General features: G+C 54.4%; 2 protein-coding genes. Both read left to right on the plus strand.

Features of this window, described 5'->3' with window-relative positions:
- The first annotated feature begins 202 nt into the window (after positions 1-202).
- The gene (locus AC2FLZ_RS21875; protein WP_496882783.1) at positions 203-2,095 is read left to right on the plus strand and encodes an amidohydrolase; all 1,893 of its coding nucleotides are present in this window, start codon (positions 203-205) and stop codon (positions 2,093-2,095) included.
- Positions 2,096-2,419: 324 nt separating this feature from the next.
- Positions 2,420-3,038, plus strand: a 619-nt coding sequence (locus tag AC2FLZ_RS21880; RefSeq protein WP_496882784.1) for a transposase, incomplete at its 3' end; no start/stop codon positions are given.

Below are 3,038 nucleotides of genomic sequence, written 5' to 3' on the forward strand. Positions count from 1 at the left end.
ATCCTATCGTCGTGACTTCCATGGTGGGGCTCCTTTCCTTGCAGAAGATGTCTTCTGCAGTTTGCCGCAAAGCGCGACGGTTGGCTGCAGACGCCATCCACCCCATCCGCAGAGCGGTTGTTTGGGGAAAATCGATCGATGTCCGAATTGCGGACATCTGCGTATTTTGTGTTAGTAAGTGCATTAGGGAGAGGCATCCACCATGGGAAACAACTCCAGACGGGCGTTTATAAGGTCCTTCCTGACGAGCACGACGATCCTCGTTGCTCCGAGTACATTGTTCGGGCAAGAAGGCACGCTGACCGATCTTGGCGGAGCGATACTCGATCTTGATGAAGTCACGATTTTTACGGCTCGCGAGATCGTCACACTTGATCCCGACCTTCCAAGCGCCGAAGCCGTTGCTGTTGTAAACAGTCGGATTTTGGCGACCGGCACTAGAGAGCAAGTCCAAGAGGCGATTGGTGAACAGCCCTTCACCGTTGATGACACATTCGCCGACCTTATCATCGTTCCCGGCTTTATCGCCCAGCATGATCACCCAGTTTTGGGCGGCTTGAGCCTTTCGTCCGTCATTCTTTCGATAGAGGACTGGGACTTGCCACAGGGTTTATCGCGCGCCGTTGTGGACAAGGATGACTTTCTGGCACGGTTGTCCGAAGCTGTTAATGGTCAGCAAGACCCGGACACCCCTGTCATGACATGGGGATACCACGCGGCATTTTATGGTCCACTGACACGGTCGGACCTTGACCAGATCAGCAGCGAACGCCCTATCTTTGTGTGGGCCCGCTCATGCCACGAATTCATTCTGAATTCTGCTGCAATGGAGGCCGCGGGCGTTACCGAAGAGGTCATGGACGCCTGGTCCGACTCAGAAAAGATGCAATCCAGCTTTGAGCATGGACACTTCTGGGAACAGGGTTTGTTTGCAGTTCTGCCTTTGATTGCACCATACGTGGCAACCCCTGAAAAGTTTCGCGCTGGTTTGGAGACCATGCGCGATTACATGCATGCGAAGGGCGTGACCTACGGCAACGAGCCAGGCGGCATTCTGGCACGCCCGGTTCAGGATGCGGTGAACGCTGTATTCTCCGCACCCTTAATGCCGTTCCGGTGGAGCTTCATTCCAGATGGAAGAAGCCTGATCGCCAAATATGACAATGCTGAAGATGTGATCGAACAGACAGAAGCACTTGTCGACTGGTATGGTGGCAAGACCAGTATGTCCAAAGGCAGCGTCAAGCTTTTTGTGGACGGTGCGATATATTCCCTTGCCATTCAACTGAGGGACGATCCGCTTGGCGATTACCATGGCGAGTGGATGATGGACCTGTCGGCCTTTGAGCGTGCATTTCAAACCTATTGGGACGCGGGCTACCAAGTTCATATTCACGTCAACGGTGACGCCGGGTTGGACCGTGTATTAAACGCCTTAGAGCGGAACTTGCGCAGAAACCCTCGTTTCGATCATAGAACGGTGATCGTGCACTTTGCTGTGAGTGCGCCCGATCAGGTCATGCGTATCAAACGTCTGGGCGCGATTGTTTCCGCAAATCCCTACTACGTGACGGCACTTGCGGATCAATACAGTAAAACCGGTCTTGGTCCTGAACGCGCCAATGAAATGGTCCGTCTTGGTGATCTGGATCGAGCGGGTATTTCCTGGTCACTGCATTCCGATATGCCGATGGCGCCCGGTGATCCATTGTTCCTAATGTGGTGTGCGGTGAACCGCGTGACGAGTTCCGGTCGGGTAGCAGGACAGGATCAGACGGTCCCGGTCGAAGAGGCCTTACGTGGAGTGACAATTAACGCCGCCTATTCTCATCGTCTTGAACGGGACCTTGGCAGTATCGAACCTGGCAAGCGTGCGAACTTCACTATTTTGGATGACAACCCATTGACTGTGGATCCCATGGCAATCAAGGACATTCAGGTTTGGGGAACAGTATTGGAAGGTGATAAGTTTCCAGTGGGCTACAAGGCAGAACAGGAAGATGCACGTTTGCGTCTAAATGATCCGGACAGCCAAAGAGAGTTCGCAGTAAACACTCTCAATCACGCGCTTTCGGTTGTTCACGCTCATCTTTAGGCACGTTCGCTCTGGGAGCGGAATGAACCGAAATCTCGCGCACTTGATCTTGAGGCGGGAGCGCTCGGGATAGCCTGTTTCTGCAAGCTTTTGATGCGGAATTTTTGGCGCAATCGCCGTCGTAATCTTTATGCAAAAGTGAATGTCGACTTCGTCCGCGCAGCAGAAATTCACTAAATTTTCCCTAACTGCAGCACGGAGCCCCCAGTGACCGATGCTGCACGATCAACCGACGGCGGCTATGCGGAGATACTGTTGAAAAACTCTGCTTGAGCGATGCTTTGGCTGCTGATTCAATTCTCTTGAGTTGCAGGAGAGTTGCTGATGATGGGACCGAGGCAAGTTGCGCAGGGTGCGCTGTTCTACGAGTTCAGTATTGAGGATCACGTTCCGACGGATCACCTTTTGCGCGCGATCGACCGGTTTGTAGACCTTGTTGACATGCGCCGACATCTCGCGCCGTTCTACAGTTCAACAGGCAGGCCCTCGGTTGATCCCGAGCTGATGATCCGAATGCTGATTGTGGGCTATGCCTTCGGTATCCGGTCAGAGCGGCGGCTGTGTGAAGAGGTGCATCTGAATCTGGCGTATCGCTGGTTCTGTCGCCTCGATCTGGCCGATCCGGTGCCCGATTATTCCACCTTTTCCAAGAACCGACATGGACGTTTCCGGGACAGCAACCTCTTCCGGCATCTGTTCGAGCAGGTGCTGGCGCGCTGCATTGCCGAGGGACTGGTCGGCGGCGAGAGCTTTGGAGCAGATGCTTCGCTCATCAAGGCTGATGCCAGCCGCTATACGAAGGTGGACTTCTCGGAATGGTCTGCAGCAGATGCTGCAAACCGGGCGACGCAGGAATACCTTGATACGCTCGATGATGCGGCCTTCGGCGCTGCGACACCGGTAAAGCCGAAGGCGATCTCGCCCGCCGACCCGGCCGCGCGGT

The sequence above is a fragment of the Ruegeria sp. YKSF131 genome (genome assembly GCF_059612645.1).

Excerpts from the sequence above, each read along its gene's own strand:
- AC2FLZ_RS21875 (WP_496882783.1), top strand. The coding sequence starts at position 203 with ATGGGAAACAACTCCAGACGGGCGTTTATAAGGTCCTTCCTGACGAGC.